Annotated in this window: 16 protein-coding genes; 11 read left to right on the forward strand and 5 right to left on the reverse strand. The window is 55.3% G+C overall.

Annotated elements, in window-relative coordinates:
* Positions 1-222 precede the first annotated feature (222 nt).
* The 5 genes from typA to fabY all read left to right on the forward strand — a co-directional run bounded on the left by typA (position 223) and on the right by fabY (position 5,055).
* Entirely contained in the window at positions 223-2,046 is a 1,824-nt protein-coding gene (typA, locus tag ABLV04_RS15110; RefSeq protein WP_023291496.1) for a ribosome-dependent GTPase TypA, read from the forward strand.
* 135 nt (positions 2,047-2,181) lie between these two features.
* On the forward strand, positions 2,182-2,781 hold the full coding sequence (gene yihX, locus ABLV04_RS15115) for a glucose-1-phosphatase (protein WP_017899838.1): 600 nt from the start codon (positions 2,182-2,184) through the stop codon (positions 2,779-2,781).
* Positions 2,775-3,635 carry a virulence factor BrkB family protein gene (locus ABLV04_RS15120; protein WP_004203625.1) on the forward strand — a complete coding sequence of 287 codons (861 nt, stop codon included), beginning with the start codon at positions 2,775-2,777 and terminating at the stop codon, positions 3,633-3,635. The genes yihX and ABLV04_RS15120 overlap by 7 nt, the downstream gene beginning before the upstream one ends.
* Positions 3,632-4,069, forward strand: coding sequence for a D-aminoacyl-tRNA deacylase (gene dtd, locus ABLV04_RS15125; RefSeq protein ID WP_004203627.1), 438 nt, complete (start codon positions 3,632-3,634; stop codon positions 4,067-4,069). Before ABLV04_RS15120 ends, dtd begins: the two co-directional genes overlap by 4 nt.
* Positions 4,070-4,113: 44 nt before the next feature.
* Positions 4,114-5,055 carry a fatty acid biosynthesis protein FabY gene (fabY, locus tag ABLV04_RS15130; RefSeq protein ID WP_180266323.1) on the forward strand — a complete coding sequence of 314 codons (942 nt, stop codon included), beginning with the start codon at positions 4,114-4,116 and terminating at the stop codon, positions 5,053-5,055.
* Between the two features lie 10 nt (positions 5,056-5,065).
* On the opposite strand, the gene ABLV04_RS15135 is transcribed toward fabY, so the two are convergent.
* The 5 genes from ABLV04_RS15135 to fdnG all read right to left on the reverse strand — a co-directional run bounded on the left by ABLV04_RS15135 (position 5,066) and on the right by fdnG (position 11,784).
* On the reverse strand, positions 5,066-5,983 hold the full coding sequence (locus ABLV04_RS15135) for an alpha/beta hydrolase (protein WP_180266324.1): 918 nt from the start codon (positions 5,981-5,983) through the stop codon (positions 5,066-5,068).
* Between the two features lie 277 nt (positions 5,984-6,260).
* Complete coding sequence (gene fdhE / locus ABLV04_RS15140) at positions 6,261-7,190, reverse strand: formate dehydrogenase accessory protein FdhE (protein ID WP_004203631.1); 930 nt, start codon at positions 7,188-7,190, stop codon at positions 6,261-6,263.
* Positions 7,187-7,822, reverse strand: a complete 636-nt coding sequence (fdoI, locus tag ABLV04_RS15145) for a formate dehydrogenase cytochrome b556 subunit (RefSeq protein WP_004203632.1) — start codon at positions 7,820-7,822, stop codon at positions 7,187-7,189. Before fdoI ends, fdhE begins: the two co-directional genes overlap by 4 nt.
* A complete protein-coding gene (fdxH, locus tag ABLV04_RS15150; RefSeq protein WP_002882822.1) occupies positions 7,819-8,721 on the reverse strand; it encodes a formate dehydrogenase subunit beta in 903 nt (300 codons plus the stop codon). Before fdxH ends, fdoI begins: the two co-directional genes overlap by 4 nt.
* Before the next feature lie 12 nt (positions 8,722-8,733).
* Positions 8,734-11,784, reverse strand: coding sequence for a formate dehydrogenase-N subunit alpha (gene fdnG, locus ABLV04_RS15155; protein WP_089849836.1), 3,051 nt, complete (start codon positions 11,782-11,784; stop codon positions 8,734-8,736).
* Positions 11,785-11,940: 156 nt separating this feature from the next.
* Here fdnG and fdhD point away from each other — a divergent pair, with 156 nt between their 5' ends.
* The 6 genes from fdhD (at position 11,941) to ABLV04_RS15185 (ending at position 17,003) form a co-directional block, all read left to right on the forward strand.
* Positions 11,941-12,777 (forward strand): formate dehydrogenase accessory sulfurtransferase FdhD, encoded by an 837-nt coding sequence (fdhD, locus tag ABLV04_RS15160; protein ID WP_023291500.1) that lies wholly within the window; start codon positions 11,941-11,943, stop codon positions 12,775-12,777.
* 128 nt (positions 12,778-12,905) lie between these two features.
* Positions 12,906-13,118: a YdgH/BhsA/McbA-like domain containing protein gene (locus ABLV04_RS15165; RefSeq protein WP_023291501.1), complete on the forward strand. Its 213-nt coding sequence runs from the start codon at positions 12,906-12,908 to the stop codon at positions 13,116-13,118.
* A gap of 389 nt (positions 13,119-13,507) precedes the next feature.
* Positions 13,508-14,488, forward strand: coding sequence for a 6-phosphofructokinase (locus ABLV04_RS15170; RefSeq protein WP_049013713.1), 981 nt, complete (start codon positions 13,508-13,510; stop codon positions 14,486-14,488).
* An 11-nt stretch (positions 14,489-14,499) separates the two neighbouring features.
* Complete coding sequence (locus ABLV04_RS15175) at positions 14,500-14,814, forward strand: PTS sugar transporter subunit IIB (protein WP_004203640.1); 315 nt, start codon at positions 14,500-14,502, stop codon at positions 14,812-14,814.
* A complete protein-coding gene (locus ABLV04_RS15180) occupies positions 14,807-16,174 on the forward strand; it encodes a PTS sugar transporter subunit IIC (protein ID WP_348815855.1) in 1,368 nt (455 codons plus the stop codon). Before ABLV04_RS15175 ends, ABLV04_RS15180 begins: the two co-directional genes overlap by 8 nt.
* Positions 16,161-17,003 carry a class II fructose-bisphosphate aldolase gene (locus ABLV04_RS15185; RefSeq protein ID WP_032429032.1) on the forward strand — a complete coding sequence of 281 codons (843 nt, stop codon included), beginning with the start codon at positions 16,161-16,163 and terminating at the stop codon, positions 17,001-17,003. Before ABLV04_RS15180 ends, ABLV04_RS15185 begins: the two co-directional genes overlap by 14 nt.
* Positions 17,004-17,036: the final 33 nt, after the last annotated feature.

Raw genomic sequence — 17,036 nt, forward strand, 5'->3', positions numbered from 1 at the left:
GACTGCACCATGATGGAGATAATGCACCAAAATAGTGCCTCAGTGTGAACATTGAGCACCATTTTGGTGCAATTTTTGTTACGGTGCCCTTTTATCGCTCCGTGAAAGCGGTCACAAAGAAACTCTGCAATACTTGTTTGCGGAGGATGTTTGTGATCCTGTTCAGTCCTTCGCTTAATACGTGTACAATAACGCGCTATTTCTAATGCCTGAGGCAAAGTTGTGATCGAAAATCTGCGTAATATCGCCATCATCGCGCACGTTGACCATGGTAAAACTACCCTGGTTGACAAGCTGCTACAGCAATCCGGTACGTTCGACGCACGTACTGAAGCACAAGAACGTGTGATGGACTCCAACGATTTGGAGAAAGAGCGTGGGATTACCATCCTCGCGAAAAACACCGCAATCAAATGGAATGATTACCGTATCAACATCGTTGATACCCCAGGGCACGCCGACTTCGGAGGTGAAGTTGAGCGTGTTATGTCCATGGTTGACTCTGTGCTGCTGGTGGTAGATGCCTTTGATGGCCCGATGCCGCAAACGCGCTTCGTGACCAAAAAAGCTTTTGCCCACGGTCTGAAGCCGATCGTGGTCATCAACAAAGTTGACCGCCCGGGCGCGCGTCCGGACTGGGTTGTCGATCAGGTGTTCGACCTGTTCGTTAACCTCGACGCGACCGACGAACAGCTGGACTTCCCGATCGTTTACGCGTCCGCGCTGAACGGTATCGCGGGTCTGGACCACGAAGACATGGCTGAAGACATGACCCCGCTGTACCAGGCGATTGTCGATCGCGTGCCGGCGCCGGACGTTGACCTTGACGGTCCGCTGCAGATGCAGATCTCCCAGCTGGACTACAACAACTACGTTGGCGTCATCGGCATCGGCCGCATCAAACGCGGTAAAGTGAAGCCGAACCAGCAGGTCACTATCATCGATAGCGAAGGCAAAACCCGTAACGGTAAAGTCGGTAAAGTACTGACCCACCTGGGTCTTGAGCGTATCGAGAGCGACGTAGCTGAAGCTGGCGACATCATCGCGATCACCGGTCTGGGCGAGCTGAACATCTCCGACACCATCTGCGACCCGCAGAATGTCGAAGCGCTGCCGGCCCTGTCCGTCGATGAACCGACCGTTTCCATGTTCTTCAACGTCAACACCTCTCCGTTCTGCGGTAAAGAAGGTAAGTTCGTTACCTCTCGCCAGATTCTGGACCGCCTGAACAAAGAGCTGGTGCACAACGTGGCGCTGCGCGTTGAAGAAACCGAAGACGCTGATGCGTTCCGCGTTTCCGGCCGTGGTGAACTGCACCTGTCCGTTCTGATTGAAAACATGCGTCGTGAAGGTTTCGAGATGGCGGTTTCCCGTCCGAAAGTTATCTTCCGTGAAATCGACGGCCGTAAACAAGAGCCGTTCGAGAACGTGACGCTGGACGTCGAAGAGCAGCACCAGGGTTCTGTTATGCAGGCGCTGGGCGAGCGTAAAGGCGACCTGAAAAACATGAATCCGGACGGAAAAGGCCGCGTACGTCTCGACTACGTGATCCCAAGCCGCGGTCTGATCGGCTTCCGTTCAGAGTTCATGACCATGACCTCCGGTACCGGTCTGCTGTACTCCACCTTCAGCCACTACGACGACGTTCGTCCGGGCGAAGTGGGCCAGCGTAACAACGGCGTGCTGATCTCCAACGGTCAGGGTAAAGCGGTAGCGTTCGCCCTGTTCGGTCTGCAGGATCGCGGTAAGCTGTTCCTCGGTCACGGTGCGGAAGTTTACGAAGGCCAGATCATCGGTATTCACAGCCGTTCTAACGACCTGACGGTAAACTGCCTGACCGGTAAGAAACTGACCAACATGCGTGCGTCCGGTACTGACGAAGCCACGGTTCTGGTTCCGCCGGTTAAGATGACCCTGGAGCAGGCTCTGGAGTTCATCGATGACGACGAACTGGTAGAAGTCACTCCGACCTCTATCCGTATCCGTAAACGTCACCTGACCGAGAACGACCGTAAACGCGCAATGCGCGGTGCAAAAGAAGAGTAATTTATTCTTCTTGTTGTTCGTAAAACCCCGCCTCTCCGGCGGGGTTTCTTTTTTTGATTCCTGCATCACACGCCAATAGTCAAATCCTGCCTTTCCCGCTAAAGTTAATTTTCCACGGCGCGGAAGGAGACGAAAATGCTCTATATCTTTGATTTAGGTAATGTGATTGTCGACATTGACTTCAACCGGGTATTGGGGGCCTGGAGCGATTTAACCCGCATCCCGCTGGCGACGCTGAAGCAGCATTTCACCATGGGAGAGGCATTCCATCAGCATGAGCGCGGCGAGCTCAGCGATGAAGATTTTGCCGCCGCCATGTGCCATGAAATGAATATGTCCCTCAGCTATGAGCAGTTTGCTCACGGCTGGCAGGCGGTGTTTGTCGCGCTGCGTCCGGAAGTGATTGCGATCATGCAAAAACTGCGTGCCCAGGGCCATCGCGTGGTGGTGCTCTCCAATACCAATCGTCTTCACACCACGTTCTGGCCGGATGAATACCCGGAAGTGCGCGCTGCCGCCGATCGCATCTATCTGTCTCAGGAGATGGGAATGCGTAAGCCTGAAGCGCAAATTTATCAGCGAGTACTGGAAGAAGAGGGTTTTTCCGCCGCAGATACGGTCTTTTTTGATGATAACGTCGATAATATAGCAGGGGCTAACCGGTTGGGGATCACCAGTATTCTGGTGACCGGGAAGAAGACCATCCCTGACTATTTCGCGAAACAGCTATGCTAAGAACCGTTCATCAAAAATTACTCCACCATACCCGGCCGCTGCTGGCGTGGCTTAAGCTGCTGTGGCGGCGTATTGATGAAGACCATATGACCACCCTGGCGGGGAACCTCGCCTATGTGTCATTACTGTCCCTGGTGCCGCTGATTGCCGTCGTGTTCGCGCTGTTTGCGGCCTTCCCCATGTTCTCCGAAGTCAGCGTGCAGATCCGCCATTTTATCTTCGCCAATTTTATTCCGGCGACCGGGGATGTGATCCAGGGATATATCGAGCAGTTCGTCGCCAATTCCAGCCGCATGACCGCCGTAGGCGCCTTTGGCCTGATCGTGACCTCGCTGCTGCTGATGTACTCGATCGACAGCGCGCTAAACACCATCTGGCGCAGCACGCGCAGCCGGCCCAAAGTTTACTCCTTTGCCGTCTACTGGATGATCCTGACCCTTGGTCCGCTGCTGGCGGGCGCCAGCCTGGCGATCAGTTCCTATCTGCTGTCGCTGCGCTGGGCAAGCGACCTGGACGGCGTAATTGATAATCTGCTCCGCCTTTTCCCGCTGATCCTCTCCTGGGCAGCATTCTGGCTGCTCTACAGTATTGTACCCACCACCCAGGTGCGTAACCGCGACGCGGTGATCGGGGCGCTGGTGGCGGCGCTGCTGTTCGAGGCAGGTAAAAAAGCGTTTGCCCTCTATATCACCACCTTTCCGTCCTATCAGCTCATTTATGGCGTGATTTCGGTGGTGCCGATTTTGTTCGTCTGGGTGTACTGGACCTGGTGTATCGTCTTGCTTGGCGCTGAAATTACTGTCACTCTCGGTGAATACCGCAAACTTAAAACAGAAGAAACAGAACAACCATGATTGCATTAATTCAACGCGTATCCCGTGCAAGCGTTACCGTGGCGGACGAAGTGACGGGCGAAATTGGCCCGGGGCTTCTGGTGCTGCTGGGGGTCGAAAAAGACGATGATGAACAAAAAGCGAATCGCCTCTGCGAGCGCGTGCTGGGCTACCGCATCTTCAGCGATGCGGAGGGGAAAATGAACCTGAATGTTCAGCAGGCGGGCGGCAGCGTGCTGGTGGTTTCGCAATTTACGCTGGCGGCCGATACCGAGCGGGGGATGCGGCCGAGCTTCTCGAAAGGTGCTGCTCCGGACCGCGCTGAGGCGCTGTATGAGTATTTTGTCGCCCGCTGTCGCCAGCAGGAAATGAACACCCAGACCGGAAGATTCGCTGCGGATATGCAGGTTTCTTTGGTCAATGATGGTCCCGTGACCTTTTGGTTGCAGGTATGACCCAGCTTCCGGGCAGGCTGCGGGTAACAAAAGAGAGTACGACTATGTATCACCTTCGTGTACCGCAAACAGCAGAAGAGTTAGAGAGCTACTATCAGTTCCGTTGGGAAATGCTGCGTAAGCCGCTGCATCAGCCTAAGGGTTCGGAACGTGACGCCTGGGATGCGATGGCGCATCATCAGATGGTGGTGGATGAAGAGGGCAACCTGGTGGCCGTCGGCCGGCTATATATCAATGCGGAGAATGAAGCTTCCATTCGCTTTATGGCCGTTCATCCCTCGGTGCAGGATAAAGGGCTGGGTACGCTGATGGCGATGACCCTCGAGTCCGTCGCGCGTCAGGAAGGGGTTAAGCGGGTCACCTGTAGCGCTCGCGAAGATGCGGTGGAGTTTTTCGCCAAGCTCGGCTTTGTCAATCAGGGGGAGATTACTACCCCGACCACCACGCCGATCCGTCATTTCCTGATGATTAAACCGGTCGCGTCGCTGGACGATATTCTCCACCGCGGCGACTGGTGCGCGCAGCTACAGCATGCGTGGTATCAGCATATCCCGCTGAGTGAAAAGATGGGCGTGCGCATTCAGCAGTACACCGGGCAGAAATTTATTACTACCATGCCGGAAGCGGGGAATCAGAATCCGCACCACACGCTGTTTGCCGGCAGCTTGTTCTCGCTCGCCACCTTAACCGGATGGGGGCTTATCTGGCTGATGCTGCGCGAGCGGCACCTGGGGGGCACCATCATTCTGGCGGATGCGCACATCCGCTACAGTCAGCCCATTAGCGGCCGCCCCAGCGCCATTGCCGACCTCGGTTCTCTGAGCGGCGATCTTGACCGTCTGGCGCGTGGGCGTAAAGCCCGCGTGCAAATGCAGGTGGAGCTTTTTGGCGACGATAAACAGGGCGCCGTATTCGAGGGGATCTACATCGTGCTGCCGGCGAAGCCCTTTGGCTCTTACGAAGAGGGCGGCAACGAGGAAGAGTAGCCCCGGGCGGTTATCGTCCTGGCGATGCTACGCGCCAGGCGATATCCCGCATGGCCTCTCGCGCGGCGCGGCTGATCCCCCCCAGCTGAAAGAAGCCGTGGATCACCCCCAGATAGCGCTGACAGGAACTCTCCACCCCTTGCGCCATCAGCCTTCGATGCAGCGCTTCGCCCTCGTCGCGTAAAGGATCGAACTCCGCCGTCAGAATATGCACCGGCGGCAGACCGTGAAAATCGTCGCGCCAGAGCGGACTGGCATCCGGATGGTTCGCCTGCGTCGAGGCGAGGTACATTTCATAGCCGCTCAGCAGCGTGTCCCGGGTAATCACATAGTCAGCGCCGTTGCTGACGTAGCTCGCCATGCTGGCGGTGGGGTCAAGCATGGGATAAATCAGAATCAGTTGCGCGGGTTGCCACGCCGTATTCGCTTTCAGGCGCAGGGCCGTTACCAGAGCGAGGTGCCCGCCGGCGCTGTCGCCAGCCAGGGTGATGCGTGATGCGTCAACGCCAAGCTGCTCCGCGTGTCGGTGGATAATCATGACACCTTGTTCTGCGTCATCGTGCGCTGCCGGAAAGGTATGCTCCGGCGCCAGGCGGTACTGCACGGCGATCACCCGGCAGCCGCTGAACCAGGCTAGCTGACGGAGCTGATTGTCGTGGGTGGCAAAGCCGCCGCTGACAAAACAGCCGCCGTGGTAGTAGATAAGTGTCGGCAACAAGCCGCTGGCGGTGGGTGGTGAAACGATGCGGAAGTTCATCCCCTCCAGCGTGATATCCTCCACCCGCACTCTCGTTTCCATCTCCCCGGCGAGCACCGCGCTGGCGATATAGCCGGCTCTCCGATCATCAATATGTTGATCGCGTGATGACGGACGCTCTGCCGCAATAAACGCCTCAACCAGCGAAGCAATCCCTTTTTCCAGCGCCATGTGAAGTTCCTTATACTGTTTTAATATCCAGTGTTATAGCCTGGATTATGGCGAAAAGACAGACTTGATGAGATCGCCTTTACGTTCTGGAAAGCGGCTCGCAAAAATGCGTGTACGCCGGCCGAGGTGCTGGATACTGCGGTTTGGCACTTGTAATGTGTGACTGGTAGCTGTACGAGCCTGATTCGATTACTGTAAGCCAATGGCGTAGCAAGATGATCTTTATAGAAACGCATTGAAAGACCGGGTCGCAAGTGCTTCCCGGTTTGATGAGAACTTACTCCCCTTCGCCAGGGAACATGAACGGGTTTATTGAGCTTCTGGCGAAGCCTTCCTGCTCCATGCGGGCGTCGAGTACCAGGGATGCCAAATCGTCGGCGACGGCTTCGACTTTTGGATCCTTCTCCTGATACATAATCTTCAGGTAGGTTCCGCAGTCGCCACAGCTTTCAGCTTTCACCGCAGCCTGCTCGTTGTCCAGTGACCAGTAGTGCAGATCGCGGCTCTGTTCGCAATTGCTACATTTGACGCGTACCACGTGCCACTCGGTTTCGCACAGATTGCAGTGCAGATAGCGCAGCCCCTGGGTGGTACCGATCTGCACGATGCTGGAGACCGGCATCGAGCCGCACACCGGGCAGAACTGGCGCTGTTCGCCGTATTCGGCGCGCGCTTTTCCGGGGATCAGGCTGGCCATCTGCGCCCAGTAGAGCGACAGCGCGGCCCAGATGAACGGCGCTTTATCGCTGCTGACCGAGGCGAAGTCGGAAGCAAACAGCGCGCTGGCCATCTGCTCCAGCTCCTGCTCAGAGGCTTTTTCCAGATTCTCAATCACCGCCAGCGCCGGGCCGCTCATCTCCGGCTTCAGCTCGGCAATCAGCGAGTGCAGCAGCTTGTGCCAGTGTTTGTCGCGCGGCAGGACGTGGATATCCAGCGGCGGCTTGCCCTGTTCGCTGGCCGCTTTAATGCGGGCGGTGAGATCCATCTGCAGCGGATGGTCGTACAGCACCACTTCCTGGGCATGGGCGATCAGCGCGGCAAAGCGCAGATAATCGCCCAGCGGGTTGTTGGCGGCCAGCTCGCGCAGGCGTTCAGCGCGGCGGTTATACAAATTTTTCAGTCTGGGGAACAGTAGCGGCGGAATGGCTTCCGCCGTGCGTTTCTCGCTCGAACCCAGCTCGTCTTGCGGGATTATGCGAATACTCATTCAGATGACTTTTCCTGTTTCTGGCGGACCTCTCGGTACCAGCGCGGGTGATGTTTCTTCGCCCACGTACTGGTGACCCAGCCTTCCACCATCGCGGTAATGGTGCCTTTCACCCAGAGGGCGGCGTAGATATGCACCATGATAACCACAATTAACGCCACTGCGGCAAATGAATGCAGCATCAGCGCAAATCGGATCACCGGGATTGAGAAAGCCGGCGCAAAATACGGACGCCAGATGATCACACCGCTCACCAGCAGCAGTACCAGGAAGATAATCGCCGCCCAGAATACGCATTTCTGGCCGAAGTTATAGCGCCCGGTATCGCCCACCTCCTCGTTGACGACGATCTTACGAATATTCTTCGCCCAAAAGATATCATCCCGATTGATTAGGTTGTGGTGCCAGTAACGGAAAAACATGATGATGAACGACGCGAACATCACCACCCCGACGAATGGGTGGAGAATTCGCGCCAGCTGCGGCGTGCCGAGGATATGCATCAGCCAGTTAAAGGACGGGAAGAAAAAGCCTAACCCGCTTACCGCCGCCAGGATGAAGCAGAAGGCGGTGACCCAGTGGTTGATGCGTTCCGGCGCCGTGTAGCGCACGATGGTGTCACGTCGTTTCATTTGCGCACCTCGTCTTTCTCTTCATGCAGGTTGTCCTCTTCCTCTTCCGCGCGGTTCGGACCGACGCCGACGTAGTGGAAGATACTGGCTGCGAAGGTCGCGGCGAAGCCGACGGCCGCCAGCGGTTTCCAGATGCCTTTCCAGAACTTGACGGTCTGGCTGATCTCCGGGTTTTCCGGCAGGCCGTGGTACAGATTCGGCTTGTCGGCATGGTGCAGCACGTACATGACGTGGGTGCCGCCGACGCCGGCCGGATCGTACAGGCCCGCATTGTCGTAACCGCGGGTTTTCAGCTCAGCCACGCGCTCGCCGGCCAGCGTTTTCATATCCTCTTTGGAGCCAAAGTGGATGGCGCCGGTTGGGCAGGTTTTCACGCAGGCCGGTTCCTGGCCGACGGTAACGCGGTCTACGCACAGGGTACATTTGTAGACGCGGTTGTCTTCCGGGTTCAGACGCGGCACATCGAAAGGACAGCCGGCGATACAGTAACCGCAGCCGATGCACTGCTCGGACTGGAAATCGACGATGCCGTTGGCGTACTGAATGATCGCGCCTTCTGACGGGCAGGCCTTCAGGCAGCCCGGATCGGCGCAGTGCATGCAGCCATCTTTGCGGATGAGCCATTCCAGCTTGTCGTTTTGCTCCACTTCCGAGAAGCGCATTACCGTCCATGACTTGGCGGTCAGGTCCGCCGGGTTGTCATACACCCCGACGTTGTGACCGACTTCATCCCGGATGTCGTTCCACTCGGAACAGGCCACCTGGCAGGCTTTACAGCCGATACAGGTGGTGACGTCGATAAGCTTCGCCACCTCCTGCTGGTGGTCCCGCGCCTGAGGCGCGGGGGTGAAACCGTTAGTCGCGGAACGACGAATAATATCTTGCGATTGATAAGCCATAAGTCGTCTCCGTTACACCTTTTCCACGTTCACGAGGAAAGCTTTGAACTCCGGCGTCTGCGTGTTCGCATCACCGACGAACGGCGTCAGGGTATTGGCAATAAAGCCTTTTTTCGCCACGCCCTCATAGCCCCAGTGAATAGGAATGCCGATGGTATCGATATCCTTACCGTCCACTTTCAGCGTGCGAATACGTTTGGTCACCACCGCCTTGGCCTTGATGTAGCCGCGGTTGGAGGAGACCTTGACGGTATCGCCATGGCTGATGCCAAGCTTATTCGCCAGTTTTTCACCGATCTCCACAAACTGCTCCGGCTGCGCGATGGCGTTAAGCAGCGCGTGCTTGGTCCAGTAGTGGAAGTGTTCGGTCAGGCGGTAAGTGGTGCCGACGTACGGGAATTTCTCCGCTTTGCCCATCTGCTCGAGATCGCCTTTGAAGACGCGAGCGGCCGGGTTAGAGACCACGTTCGGGTGCAGCGGGTTAGTCCCGAGCGGCGTTTCAAACGGCTCGTAGTGTTCCGGGAACGGTCCTTCCGCCATCTTATCGATAGCGAACAGACGGCCCATCCCTTCCGGCTGCATGATAAACGGACCGACGTCGCTGCCAGGCGCGGCGGCGCTGTAGTCCGGAATATCCACGCCGCCCCATTTCGCGCCGTCCCACTTCAGCAACTGACGTTTAGGATCCCACGGTTTACCCTGTGGGTCCGCGGAGGCGCGGTTATACAGGATGCGGCGGTTGAGCGGCCATGCCCAGGCCCAGCCCAGCGTATTGCCCAGACCGGACGGATCGGCGTTATCGCGGCGCGCCATCTGGTTGCCTTCCGGCGTCCAGCTTCCGGCGAAGATCCAGCAGCCGCTGGAGGTCGTGCCGTCGTCGCGTAGCTGTGCGAAGGAGCTCAGCTGCTGCCCTTTCTTGACGATCACCGCGCCGGTCGCCGGGTCGGTAATATCCGCCAGCGCTTTACCGTTGCTTTCCATCGCCACTTCTTCCGACGCCGGCTCATGCGGTGTGGAGTAATTCCACGTCATGTTGAGCACTGGCTCTGGCGCCGGGCCACCCTCTTCGGCATACATCTTACGCAGGCGAGTGAAGATACCGGCGAGGATTTCGCCATCGGTGACAGCGATCCCCGGGGCGTCCGCACCTTTCCAGTGCCACTGCAGCCAGCGGCCGGAGTTGACGATAGACCCGTTCTCTTCGGCGAAGCAGGTGGACGGCAGACGGAACACTTCGGTCTGGATTTTCGACGGGTCAACATCGTTCGACTCACCGTGGTTTTGCCAGAAGGTGGACGTTTCGGTATTGAGCGGGTCGATGGTCACGAGGAACTTCAGCTTCGACAGGGAAGCGACGACCTTGTTTTTGTTCGGGAACGAGGCGACCGGGTTAAAGCCCTGGCAAATATAGCCATTCACTTTGCCCTGATTCATCATCTCGAAGTACTGCAGAACGTCGTAGCTCTTATCCCACTTCGGCAGCCAGTCAAAGCCCCAGCTGTTTTCTGCTGTCGCTTTATCGCCGAAGAAGGCTTTCATCATGGAGACGAAGAACTTCGGATAGTTGCCCCAGTAGTTGACCTGGTCTTTCAGCAGCGGCTTCGGCGTGTTAGCCGTCAGGTAGGTCTGCAGGTCGGCCTGTTTTTCGTTAGGCAGCGACATGTAGCCCGGCAGGCTGGTAGAGAGCAGGCCGAGGTCGGTCAGACCCTGGATATTGGAGTGGCCGCGCAGGGCGTTGACGCCGCCGCCTGCCATCCCCATGTTGCCGAGCAGCAGCTGGATCATCGCCATGGTGCGGATGTTCTGCGCGCCGATGGAGTGCTGGGTCCAGCCGAGAGCGTACAGGAACGACGCGGTTTTATCCGGCGCGCTGGTTTCGGCAATGTATTCACAGACTTTGAGGAAGTCGGCCTTCGGCGTACCGCAGATGTTTTCGACCACATCCGGGGTATAACGGGAAACGTGCTGCTTCAGCAGGTTCCAGACGCAGCGCGGATGTTGCAGCGTGGTATCGCGTTTAGCGAAGCCGTTTTCATCCAGCTCATAGTTCCAGCTGGTTTTGTCGTACTGGCGTTTTTCTGCGTTATAGCCGCTGAACAGCCCGTCGTCGAAGCTGTAGTCCTCACGCACGATCAGGCTGGCGTTGGTGTAGGCTTCGGTGTATTCGCGGTTGAATTTTTCGTTATTCAGCAGGTACAGGATCACGCCCGACAGGAAGGTAATGTCGGTACCGGAACGAATCGGGGTATAGAAATCAGCCACTGACGCTGTACGCGTGAAGCGCGGATCGATAACGATGAGTTTGGCACCGTTATGGATTTTGGCTTCCATCGCCCAGCGGAATCCCACCGGATGCGCTTCAGCGGCGTTACCGCCCATCACCACGACCAGGTTGGCGTTCTTAATATCCACCCAGTGGTTGGTCATCGCACCGCGACCAAATGTTGGAGCAAGACTTGCTACCGTTGGTCCGTGTCAGACACGCGCCTGGTTATCCACCGCCAGCATCCCGAGGGCGCGGGTGAATTTTTGCGTTAAATAGCCGGTTTCGTTACTGGAAGCGGAGGCGCACAGCATCCCGGTGGTCAACCAGCGGTTGACGGTGGTGCCGGCGTCGTTTTGCGCGATAAAGTTGGCGTCGCGGTCCTCTTTCATCAGCTTCGCGATGCGATCGAAGGCTTCGTCCCAGCTGATTTGCTGCCATTTATCGGAGCCTGGCGCGCGATATTCCGGGAATTTCAGGCGGCTTTCAGAATGGATAAAGTCCACCAGACCGGCCCCTTTCGGGCAGAGCGCACCACGGTTAACCGGATGATCCGGATCGCCTTCGATATGGAAAATGGATGCTTTGGCGTTTTTTGCGCCGTCGCCGAGGCTATACATCAACAGCCCACAGCCGACAGAACAGTATGTGCAGGTGTTACGGGTTTCGCGTGTGCGCAGCAATTTGTACTGCCGTGTCTCCGCGAGCGCAGTTGCCGGGGCAAAGCCCAGCGCTGCTGCCGTGGTTCCCGCCATACCGCCAGCGCAGATCTTAAAGAACTGCCTTCTGCTGACCTGCATGGTTCGCTCCTTGTTTCGACATTGTCACATGTAGTTATTTGCTTTGCGGTGAAGGCCGCAAAGGTTCAGAATTAGGGCATATTTCCCTCATTCCTGAAGGGATAAAAACAGAATACCACATTGTGTGTATGCCTGTTCCAATACGGTTAAAGCAAAGTGAACAAGAAGCCTCTCGAACAAATCGAAAATGTGACGAACATCACAGGATATCGCCAGGTCTCCCTCTGGAAGCGCGAGGATCTGCAACACCCTCAGCCAGATGAGTTAGCGGAAGAGGTCCCCGTCGCGCTGGTCTACAACGGTATCTCCCACGTAGTGATGATGGCCACGCCGAAAGACCTCGAGCAATTCGCCGTCGGCTTCTCCTTATCCGAAGGGATTATTGAGCATCGGCGGGAGATTTTCGGCATGGACGTGGTGTCGATGTGCAACGGCCTTGAAGTGCAGATTGAACTCTCCAGCCGGCGTTTTATGGGGCTCAAAGCCCGGCGACGCGCGCTGGCCGGGCGCACCGGCTGCGGGGTATGCGGCGTCGAGCAGCTCAATGATATTGGTAAGCCGGTCCAGCCGCTGCCGTTCACCCAGACGTTCGATCTCGCCAACCTCGACCAGGCTCTGGCGCATCTTAACGACTTTCAACCGATCGGCCGACTCACCGGCTGCACCCACGCGGCCGCCTGGGTCCGGTCGACGGGCGAACTGGCGGGCGGTTTTGAAGACGTCGGCCGGCATGTGGCGCTGGATAAACTGCTCGGCCGGCGGGCGGAAATCGGCGAGGGCTGGCTGCCTGGCGCCGCGCTGGTATCCAGCCGCGCCAGCTATGAAATGGTGCAGAAAGCCGCGATGTGCGGCGTCGAGATCCTGTTCGCGGTATCAGCAGCTACCACCTTAGCGGTGGAAGTCGCCGAGCGCTGCAACCTGACGCTGGTGGGCTTTTGCAAGCCGGGCAGGGCGACGATCTACACCCACCCGCAGCGTTTGAATGCGGGTTAAAAGTTGATCAGTAAATTTGAACAATGACAGCAAATCCTTCCGCTTTTTGTTTAGCGATGTGCGGGCTACTATTTAACACATCAAGGCACAACGCCTTATCTAAACAACTAAATGAAAGGGTTTATCTCATGAAAAGCATCAAAACTTTTGTCGCAGTAATCGCTATGGCCGCCTCTTTTGCTTCCTTCGCTGCTGAAACCGTCACCGCTACCGCGACAACGATGGACGGCGCGGAAGCGAAAATCGCCGCACAGGCCCAGGCAGCAGGCGCTTCGTCTTACAAAATTACCGAAGCGTTTACCGGCAACCGCGTGCATATGACTGCGGAACTGAACAAATAAGCGTAACGCTACTGTCGAAAGAGCGCCTCAGGGCGCTTTTTTTGTTTCCGCTTTGGCAAAAAACAGCCACTATTTCCCACCGCCGCGAAAAAAATGTGGCAGTACTCACGTTTCCGTTCTTTTCTTAAATCCCCATTATTACCGCAAATAAAACATCTTCAATGCTGAATATCTCGATGTTTTAACGCTATGAAATATAAAGATATTAAAACCAGAAAGCGATGAAGATCACTCTCTTTTAATGAGATGTTTATCACAAAAATAAGTGTGATATCACTCCTGTCAACTATTCACGGACCTAATTTAATACGCATTATGTGATCTCCATTGCAAATAGAAGTCTTGCAGTCAGGGAAAAATGTCGTCAGGCAAATGATCGAGGAAGCGTCATGAAAATTGGCATCGTTATTAGCGGCGGGGATGTTTCGGGAATGAATAATTTTATATTCCAGATTGCCAGGCAGGCTGATGCCGAGATCACCCTGTTTAATGGCGGTATTCCTGGTCTGCTGGAGAAAAATCATCAGGATATCGCGTGGCGCGATCTGGTTGATTTCTCTATTACCGCTGTGCCGATCATTACCTCCGGACGCACCAGTCGCAAACTGCAGCGCAGCGAATATGAAATGATTGCTAAAAAACTTAAATCGTTGCGTATTGATGTGCTTATTATGGCCGGGGGGGATGGCAGCCTGCAGTTTCTCAATACCCTAAGTGAATTTGATATTAATTGCTTTGGCGTGGGAATGACTATCGATAATGATGTGTATGGCAGTGATTATACGATTGGTTTTTCCACGGCCTGCGAGCAGATTATTAAAGAAGTCTCCCGTTTAAGAAATACCGGAAGAGCGCTGCCGGGGCGGGTTTTTATGGTTGAGATATTAGGAGGTTATTGTGGAGAACTAACGTTACAGTCCGCCATTAAATGCAATGCGGATATTGCCCTGATCCCGGAGGCGCAGATGCCGCTGGCCATGCTTGCGGAACGGATTACCCGGAAGCTGAGCATCCAGAACAGCGTCGTTATCCTCTGCTCAGAAGGCTACACCAAAGAGTACTCTCCCGGCTTTCAGGGAGCGATTGATACCATGATCAAACAGCTGGAACCGCAAATTGGCGTTCGTATCCGTAAAACGATTGTCGGCTATGGCTTACGCAGCGGTGACCCGACCTGTGAAGAGATTTATCAGGGCACCATTATGGCCAGTGAGGTGGTTCGCTGTATTCAGTCAGGTATGAAAAATAAAGCCATAATAATTAATTCCAGTAATAAACCTATTCCGATTGATTTAGTCAGTATGAAAAAACGTCTGGTCGATACTGAAGGACATCATTATAAACTTGCCAAGCAACTCAATATTATTTGAGGAGACCCTCCATGCTGAAAATTTTATGCGTATGTGGCTGCGGCCTCGGTTCAAGCTTTGCCATTGAAATGACGGCGAAGGCAGTTTTAAAAAAGCTGGAAATTCCCGCTCATATTGAACACACCACCGTATCCGAAGCCGGAGCCTTTAAATCGGATATGATTTTGACGCAAAAAACCTTTGCCGACATCTTAACCGCCGATGCCACTGAAGAGGAAATTAAACGCGTCGTGGTGCTCAATAAACTTACGGATAAAGAGGAAATTGAAACCAAAATCGTCGCATTCTTAAAAGAACGTCATCTGAAGGTGGCTGATTATGAATAGCTTCGTTACGTTTATCGTTAAGGATTTACTTGGTCAGGCATCTATTCTTATTGCTTTTATTGCCATGCTTGGCCTGATCCTGCAAAAGAAATCCCCGGGCAAAACCGCGGAAGGGACGTTTAAAACGCTGCTCGGCTTCTTAATTATGATGGCTGGGATCAACATCATTGTCGCCACGCTAACCTTCCTTAACGATATCTTCACCCACGGGTTTGGCATGAAGGGCTACATTACCGATGTGGCCGCCATCGCCGGGTTAGCGAATCGGGAATTAGGTTCGGAAGTGGCGCTGACGCTGCTGGTGATCTTTGCCGTCAATATTATTATCGCTCGTCTGACGCCGCTAAAATATATTTTCCTTACCGGTCAGGCGCTGCTGTGGATGGCGACGATCGGCGCTGTGATTGGCTATAAATCCGGGCTCACCGGCGTACCGCTGATTTTAACCGGGGGCATCTTCGGCGGCGTGATGGCGGTGTTAATGCCGGCCCTGGCGCAGCCGGTGGTCAGGCGCATAACCGGGTCTGACGACGTAGCCCTGGGGCACTTCTGTACCATCGGTTATCTGGTGCAGGCCGCCGTCGCGAAGGTCGTTGGCAAAGGTTCCCGCTCCACGGAAGATCTCGAGCTGCCTGATAACTTTAAGTTTCTGCAGGATACCTATCTGGCCATGGCGGTGGTGATGGTGCCGATGTATCTCATCCCGGCTATCGCGGCGGGCCCGCAGTACATCGCGCAGTTCTCCGGCGGGATTAACTACCTGATGTATGCCTTTATGCAGTCCATTCAGTTTGTCGCCGGGGTTTTTGTCCTCTATAGCGGCGTGCGTTTATTGCTCAATGAGCTGGTGCCGGCCTTTCGCGGTATCGCGATGCGTATTGTTCCGGATGCGAAGCCGGCTCTCGATTGCCCGGTACTGTTTCCTTATGCGCCGAATGCGGTGATTGTCGGATTTCTGGCGACGACCGCCGGCTCGATTATCGGCATGCTGATCTTCCCTATGTTCGGTCTGGCGATGATCCTCCCCGGGCTGTTAACCAACTTTTTCGCCGGCGGCACGGCAGGGGTATTTGGCAACGCGCTGGGCGGACGCCGCGGGGCGATGATCGGCGGGGTTATTCACGGTCTGTTTATCACGTTTCTGCCGGCCATTCTGGTGCCCATGCTGGAGAGTTACGGCTTTACGGGCGTCACCTTCAGCGACTCTGACGTCATCAGCTCGGGTCTGGTATTAGGCCACGCCTTCCAGAATAACTGGCTCTTTGTCGCCTTATTTATTGTGTTTGTCGCCGCACTGGCATGGTTTGTCAACGGGAAATCCGCTAAGCCGAAAGGGGAAAATGTTCATGAGTCTGTATAATTTCAATGAGATTTTAAAAATCGCCCAAGAGAGAAATTTTAAAGCGATTGGCTCGTTTAACTTGCACTGTATTGAGATGCTACCGGCATTTTTCAAAGCCGCGCAAAACAGCCACAGCCCGTTAATGATCCAAATTTCAACCGGGACCGCGGAGTACCTCGGCTATCGTTTGCTGGTCGACGCCGTGCGTTCATTAGCGGACAGTGAAAATATTCCAACCTGTCTGCATCTTGACCACTGCTCAGATATTAAGGCCATCGAGACGGCAATGAACGCGGGCTTTTCGTCGGTGATGTACGACGGCTCACATTTAAGCCTTGAGGAAAATATCGGTAATACGCGAATAGTGGTGGAGATGGCCCGCCCGCGCAATATTACGGTAGAAGGCGAACTGGGGGCGATCGGCGGGTCAGAGGATGGAAAAGCGGTGGCGGCGGAAGATATCTGCTTTACCACCGTCGAAGACGCGAAACGCTTTGTGGAGGAGACCCAGGTCGATATGCTGGCCGTCTCGGTGGGCACTGTGCATGGCCTCTACACCGGTAAAGCGCAGATACAGCACCAGCGGCTGAAACAGATTAGCGCGGCGACCGGCGTGCCGCTGGTACTGCACGGCGGTACCGGCGTCAGCGATGAGGATATGCGGCTGGCCGTCACCGAAGGGATTAATAAAGTGAACGTCGGGACGGAAATGAACGTGCAGTGGGTTGACCGCTGTAAAACGACGTTTGAGAAAGGGAAAGTGAATGACAGCGTACGGAAATTCTTAATTCCCGCCAACCAGGCTGTCACTGATGTCTTAATGGAAAAAATGGCGTTATTTAAATAACGTTTTCTCCGTCACTCTCTATTTCGTTGCCCT

Source organism: Klebsiella sp. JN_Kp127, from assembly GCF_040062505.1.
GTDB classification, from domain to species: Bacteria; Pseudomonadota; Gammaproteobacteria; order Enterobacterales; family Enterobacteriaceae; genus Klebsiella; species Klebsiella quasipneumoniae.

Coding starts and splice junctions, on each gene's coding strand:
- yihX (WP_017899838.1), top strand. CDS start 2,182: ATGCTCTATATCTTTGATTTAGGTAATGTGATTGTCGACATTGACTTC.
- ABLV04_RS15120 (WP_004203625.1), top strand. CDS start 2,775: ATGCTAAGAACCGTTCATCAAAAATTACTCCACCATACCCGGCCGCTG.
- dtd (WP_004203627.1), top strand. CDS start 3,632: ATGATTGCATTAATTCAACGCGTATCCCGTGCAAGCGTTACCGTGGCG.
- fabY (WP_180266323.1), top strand. CDS start 4,114: ATGTATCACCTTCGTGTACCGCAAACAGCAGAAGAGTTAGAGAGCTAC.
- ABLV04_RS15135 (WP_180266324.1), bottom strand. CDS start 5,983: ATGGCGCTGGAAAAAGGGATTGCTTCGCTGGTTGAGGCGTTTATTGCG.
- fdhE (WP_004203631.1), bottom strand. CDS start 7,190: ATGAGTATTCGCATAATCCCGCAAGACGAGCTGGGTTCGAGCGAGAAA.
- fdoI (WP_004203632.1), bottom strand. CDS start 7,822: ATGAAACGACGTGACACCATCGTGCGCTACACGGCGCCGGAACGCATC.
- fdxH (WP_002882822.1), bottom strand. CDS start 8,721: ATGGCTTATCAATCGCAAGATATTATTCGTCGTTCCGCGACTAACGGT.
- ABLV04_RS15165 (WP_023291501.1), top strand. CDS start 12,906: ATGAAAAGCATCAAAACTTTTGTCGCAGTAATCGCTATGGCCGCCTCT.
- ABLV04_RS15170 (WP_049013713.1), top strand. CDS start 13,508: ATGAAAATTGGCATCGTTATTAGCGGCGGGGATGTTTCGGGAATGAAT.
- ABLV04_RS15175 (WP_004203640.1), top strand. CDS start 14,500: ATGCTGAAAATTTTATGCGTATGTGGCTGCGGCCTCGGTTCAAGCTTT.
- ABLV04_RS15180 (WP_348815855.1), top strand. CDS start 14,807: ATGAATAGCTTCGTTACGTTTATCGTTAAGGATTTACTTGGTCAGGCA.
- ABLV04_RS15185 (WP_032429032.1), top strand. CDS start 16,161: ATGAGTCTGTATAATTTCAATGAGATTTTAAAAATCGCCCAAGAGAGA.